The following is a 5,594-nucleotide window of genomic DNA, read 5'->3' on the forward strand; positions in this document are numbered from 1 at the left end:
GGCGCATCCATGCGCCTCGCCCCGGCCTGCAGGAAACGCCTCAGCGATTTACAGCCGGACCAGGGCGTCGCTGTAAATCATTCATTTTCCTGAAACAACTTTCGTCGCTTTCGGTAAAAAAATTACTGGGGATCCCTCAGCCCACAGGGAGAGGGAGAAGAGCGTTGCATCAGGCCTCACGTTTCCCCGGGAACATCACGCTCGCAATAATCCCCAGCGCCAGCACGCCTAATACCACGAACAGACTGGTCGTCGCGCCAATGCTGTAGCCGTGATGCCAGAAGTGATCTGTTGCATTCAACCCGAGCTTGAACGCCACGAAGAACAGCAGCAGGACCACCGCCTTCTCCAGGTGAACCAGATACTGCTTCAGCGCTTCCAGTACGAAATAGAGCGTACGCAGGCCGAGGATGGCAAACATCATGGCGCTGTAGATAATCAGCGGCTCGCGGCTGACGGCGATAATGGCCGGTACGGAGTCAAACGCGAACATCACATCAGACAGCTCCACGACCGCCACGCAAAGTAATAATGGCGTCGCGTAACGTTTCGCTTTTTTGACGCGCCCAACCATTACGTCCTGGTTTTCTGGTTTTTCCAGCTCCGCATCCACCTCTTTCTGGGTCAGAATAAAGGCGTGGCTGCTGATTTTCGGCCAGACAGGATAGAAGTGTTTCACCAGGCGATAGGCCAGGTGTCCGGAGTAATCTTCAACCTCGTCGCTCTCTTCGTTACGCCTGAGCATCATTACCGCCGTCCAGCCAACGACCAGCGCGAAAATAACCTCCACGTACGGCCCCAGACTCAGCAGGCTGGTCCCAATGGCCACGAAGATACCGCGGAAGACAATCGCCCCCAGCACACCCCAGTAGAGTACGCGGTGACGGTACTTATCCGGCACGCCGAACCAGGCGAAAATCGCCATCATCACAAACAGGTTATCGACCGAGAGTACCTCTTCCAGCGCGTAGCCGGTGAGGAACAGGCTCGCCATCTCGGCACCGTGGTGAACATACAGGAACCCGGCAAACGCCATCGCCATTGAGAACCAGAAAACGGACCACATTGCGGCACTTTTCAGCGAGACAGGCTTATCGTGACGGTGCATGAAGAGGTCGATAAACATCGCCCCGACAGCCATCACCACAAAGACAACAACGGTTTCCGTCGGGAAACCGAGATGAGCAGCAGACATACACAACCCTTTTGTAGAGGCAAAACACAAAAACCATGCAGACTGGCATATGCCAGCAGAGAAAAAGAGTGGTGCCCTGGGCACATCACTCTGAAAAGTAAAAGTTTAAACGTTCTTTTCGGCTGTGTAGAGACATTAAAGTTGTATCCTTTAACCTGAAAAAGACTTTAAAGTTGTAAAGTTTTAAAAAAACACATACAAAACATGATGCTAAGTGTGTATCACACGCTGTTCCAACATTATGCCTTGATGTTCTTGCAGGAACTGCAATTTACAGGAGGAAAAAGGTGTTTTTGTAGTTATCTGGCGTTACGTGACAGTGTTGGTCAGATACTTCCACCTCTTCAGAGTTAAAGTTTGATATATGGGAAAAAAAACGCTCCCGGACGGGAGCGTAAGCCAGTGACTTCGGCGTCAAATGAGGGTCTAACAAGTGGAGCTGCGGGTTAATTCTGGGTGATCTGACTGCGATGCTTATCAGCCTGCTGCTGGTGAACAACGGAAGACTGACCATTATTCGCCTTCTCATGTACAGCTGCGGCCTTCTCATGCTCGCTCATTTCAGAAAATGACTTTGCTGTTTCGTTGGTAGCTCCGGGTTTAGCTTTCATCATTTTTTTATGCATTTCAGCCATGTCCTGGTGGGCAGCAGAATTGCTGTTTTGCATCATGTCATGGGACATTGCGGCCTGATCGTGACTGCTCATATCCATCATTGTCATGCTGTCTCCCTGAATTGCACTTTTTTCAGCAGATGACTGCATCTGGTGGGCAGGTGCCTGTGCATTATTTACCTGGTCATGCATGTTCATTGTCTCTGCAGCCATGGCAGATGAAGCGGCAGCCATAATGGCAACAAATGATACGAGAATCTTTTTCATGGTTGGGTCTCCGGTGTTTACATACCCAAACAATCAATGGCTTATAACAGAGAAAGCAGTTGATCTCAGGGCGGGTTAATCATCACTCCAGGAACCAGGTGATTGTGTTATCACGCTGCTCCTGATTTATGAATAATTATAAAAAACCGCCTCTGTTTATCGCGTGACTGAATGATGACAATTTTGTCACCTTCCAGGTTTCTCCTGAACAACGGGATTAATCCATTAACAGGCGCACTTTGAACACAATTTCACGCCCCTGCTGTTCTGCTGACAGCTCGCCGCCGTGAGCATGAATGATCGACCTTGTAATTGATAATCCCAGCCCCGCGCCTTCCGTGTTGTAGAACCTTGATGAGTCTGCGCGATAGAACCGGTCAAACAAACGTTCCAGATTAGCGGGAACCTGGCCGGACATCGTATTCGTAATCATCACGTTCACACAGTCACTGTCACGCTCAAGGTGTATCGCTGTACAGGTGTTATCGGGAGAATACTTGATTGCATTGGAAAGCAGGTTACTGAAAGCACGTCGGAGCATATCGCTGTCTCCGGCAACAACGCCCTCTCCTTCAACCGTGATTGTCTTTCCTGTTTCGTCTGCCAGGGGCTCGAACAACTCACGTAATTCATTCAGTTCGGCTGCCAGATCCACATCATGTTTATCCAGCCGCAGCAGACCATGCTCTGAACGTGCCAGAAAAAGCATGTCACTGGTCATTCGTGACAACCTTTTCAGTTCTTCCAGGTTAGCGAATAAAATTTCGCGGTAATGCGAAACATCCCTTTCCTTAGCCAGTGCAAACTGCGTCTGCATCATCAGATTACTGACTGGTGTGCGCAGCTCATGCGCGATGTCAGACGAGAAATCTGACAGTTTCCGGAATGCCCCCTCCAGGCGATCAAACATATTATTGAACTCCTGCATGGTCTCAGAGATTTCCGGCGGAGCCAGATCGGGATTTAGACGCTGATCCAGGCTGTGTACGGTCATGGAGGAAGCCAGACTGGTCATTTCCCGTAGCGGTTTCAGACCAATACGTGTGGTCAGCCAGCCCAGAAAAACAGAAATAAAGACCAGACCGATATTGAACCAGAACAGCCAGGTACTGAGTTTGTCCATAAACAGGGTGTGATACCCAGTATCCGTGGCAACCGTAATGATGACATGTTTGCTTTTACCCTGTTCCGGCGTCACGGCAACCCGCCGCGAGATACTGCGGTACACGGTGTTATTTTCTTCCGTCTGGATCATATAGTCGAGAATATCACCCGACTTATTAAGCAGGACCGCTGGAACAACAGAATTTTTGGCATAGAGTTCAACAATTTTTTCATTTTCCATGTTTTTTATAGAAATGAATAAGCCATTGTGCCCCACCATCGCATCGTTTATTTTTTCTGATAATGACTTAATATCCGTTTTGTTCCTGAACGTCTCTGTTTTAAGAAACTCTTCGGTGAGCTGAAGTTTACCTGTCAGAAAATCGCGGTCCTGATTATCGAAATAGCCATTAAGGGTGCTAATCAGGATAAAACTTGATAACCACCATACCGTAAGCATCACCGCAGAAAAAATCAGGCTCAGGCGTGTGGTCAGGGAAATTTTGAACCTCACTCTTCTCTGATCTCCAGGACATATCCGGCACCGCGAACGGTATGGATCAGTTTTGGCTCAAAGTCATCATCAATTTTACTTCTCAGACGTCTCACGGCGACATCAATCACATTCGTATCACTGTCAAAATTCATGTTCCAGACCAGGGACGAGATAAGACTCCTGGGTAACACTTCTCCGGTGCGTTGCAGCAGCAACTCAAGCAGAACGTATTCTTTACCGGTGAGATGGATCTTCTTCCCCGAACGGATCACGGTCCGGCGCACCATATCAACGGTCATATCGGCGATGGTGCAGACTGTTGCGGCCTGCGAGCGTGCCCGGCGCAGTAGGGTTCTTACACGTGCAACCAGCTCCGTAAAATCAAAGGGCTTAATCAGGTAGTCATCTGCGCCAAGCTCCAGTCCTTTCACTTTGTCCCGCACGTTGTCCTTTGCGGTTAAAAACAGGACCGGTTCTTCGTGCCCGGACTCCCTCAGTGCGCTGATGATTTGCCACCCGTCGAGGAAAGGCAGCATCACGTCCAGTATTATCAAATCATACTGTCCCTTCGACGCGGCCCCGAGACCATCGCGGCCATTATTAAAGAGATCGGCCTGATAGCCTTCCTCAACCAGTCCCTGCTGCAGGTAACGACCTGTTTTTTGTTCGTCTTCAACGATTAAAATACGCTGCATGGTCAACTCGCTGATATGAAAGTAAAAATCTCACGCATGAGCTTTGGCTGTCCCCTAGCTGACCTGAGACGGAGCAAGCATTCCGAGCCACGCTACGGCGCCCAGAATGATAATCGCAACAACGAATTCTGTCAGGATGCTGTTTCGCATCAGGGCAACGCTGCGATCATAATTCCCTTCCCTGACCATAACTTCAAGCCGGGGACCCAGGTGAAACCGGTTTGCTGCAGCCAGAAGAAGCATCAGAACAAACAGAGCCGTCTTGGCAAGCAATATCCTCCCCCAGGAACTGTTGAATAAGGGAGTTAAGTTACCCTCAGCAATATACAGATAGTTGACCAGCGCACTCAGGATCAGGGCTACAACAATCACCGTTCCTGCCGTGGCAAATTTTGCCAGGGAGTCAGATATCATAATGACGCTCTGTGCATTATGCTCGTTTCTGCGCATCAGCAGGATAGCAAATGCAACCAGAGCACCTGTCCAGGCACCTGCAGCGCCGAGATGGGTCAGATCGCTCAGTAAATGGAGATAGTAATGCAGACCGTCATGCATAACGGCGTGTCCTCCCCAGGCAAGTGTAGCCAGCGCCACGCCCCCACTCATCGTCATCAGCAGGCAGGACAATACTCTCTTATTAGTGTAAAGGAACAAAGCACCGAGTGTGGTAAACAGGGCACAGAGCCTGACAATCCAGCTAATACCCACATCAGTTTCTTCTATCACCATCTCGATAACATGGATGGATAATTCTCTGAGGTCAGTTACTCCACTCATGGCATTAGATACCAGGAGCATATTAATGCCAGTAAGAATGATGCCTGTAACAACAGCAAAAGTTATAAACGACCTGAAATTAGTCAGGTTATAGGTTTCATGTCTGACACCGCTTATTCCATATATCTGAAAAAATGGCAATCCAAATATTACCATCAAATCCAGATAAAGAAGAAAACGAATAACAATCATAATCAGGTCGTTCATAATATTACTTCACTGTAAAGGTGTAATTACCGGTAATAGGGTGCGTATCTGAAGAAACCGCGCGCCAGTCAACACGATAAGTGCCAGCGGGTAAAGGCTCTCGCGGAATAATGACCATCGATTTAGGGTCAGCGCCTGGCGTGGATTGGCCCCTATATTTCCATACACTTTTTATCACTTAACCCATGACTGGTTCGTCGCCGCAGATATTCCCGTGGCGAACGATACCCCAGTGCACT

At 49.0% G+C, this 5,594-nt stretch carries 5 protein-coding genes and 1 pseudogene; all 6 read right to left on the reverse strand.

What is annotated here, in order from left to right; all coding sequences use genetic code 11:
* Positions 1–169: 169 nt before the first annotated feature.
* On the reverse strand, positions 170–1,195 hold the full coding sequence (locus ACMWKA_RS25270) for a TerC/Alx family metal homeostasis membrane protein (protein WP_414760689.1): 1,026 nt from the start codon (positions 1,193–1,195) through the stop codon (positions 170–172).
* Positions 1,196–1,641: 446 nt separating this feature from the next.
* Positions 1,642–2,076, reverse strand: a complete 435-nt coding sequence (pcoE, locus tag ACMWKA_RS25275; protein WP_000723069.1) for a copper resistance system metallochaperone PcoE — start codon at positions 2,074–2,076, stop codon at positions 1,642–1,644.
* 217 nt (positions 2,077–2,293) lie between these two features.
* A complete protein-coding gene (pcoS, locus tag ACMWKA_RS25280; protein ID WP_001211180.1) occupies positions 2,294–3,694 on the reverse strand; it encodes a copper resistance membrane spanning protein PcoS in 1,401 nt (466 codons plus the stop codon).
* On the reverse strand, positions 3,691–4,371 hold the full coding sequence (pcoR, locus tag ACMWKA_RS25285) for a copper response regulator transcription factor PcoR (RefSeq protein WP_001188930.1): 681 nt from the start codon (positions 4,369–4,371) through the stop codon (positions 3,691–3,693). The genes pcoS and pcoR overlap by 4 nt, the downstream gene beginning before the upstream one ends.
* Positions 4,372–4,425: 54 nt before the next feature.
* Positions 4,426–5,304 (reverse strand): copper resistance inner membrane protein PcoD, encoded by an 879-nt coding sequence (pcoD, locus tag ACMWKA_RS25290; protein WP_367305227.1) that lies wholly within the window; start codon positions 5,302–5,304, stop codon positions 4,426–4,428.
* A gap of 55 nt (positions 5,305–5,359) precedes the next feature.
* A pseudogene (gene pcoC / locus ACMWKA_RS25295) lies at positions 5,360–5,494 on the reverse strand (copper resistance system metallochaperone PcoC); the annotation flags it as partial.
* Between the last annotated feature and the right edge of the window lie 100 nt (positions 5,495–5,594).

Origin of the sequence: Enterobacter sp. 03-F-07-AD-ECC, from assembly GCF_047530935.1 — a bacterium.
Lineage (GTDB): Bacteria > Pseudomonadota > Gammaproteobacteria > Enterobacterales > Enterobacteriaceae > Enterobacter > Enterobacter cloacae.

Excerpts from the sequence above, each read along its gene's own strand:
- ACMWKA_RS25270 (WP_414760689.1), bottom strand. The coding sequence starts at position 1,195 with ATGTCTGCTGCTCATCTCGGTTTCCCGACGGAAACCGTTGTTGTCTTT.
- pcoE (WP_000723069.1), bottom strand. The coding sequence starts at position 2,076 with ATGAAAAAGATTCTCGTATCATTTGTTGCCATTATGGCTGCCGCTTCA.
- pcoR (WP_001188930.1), bottom strand. The coding sequence starts at position 4,371 with ATGCAGCGTATTTTAATCGTTGAAGACGAACAAAAAACAGGTCGTTAC.
- pcoD (WP_367305227.1), bottom strand. The coding sequence starts at position 5,304 with ATGGTAATATTTGGATTGCCATTTTTTCAGATATATGGAATAAGCGGT.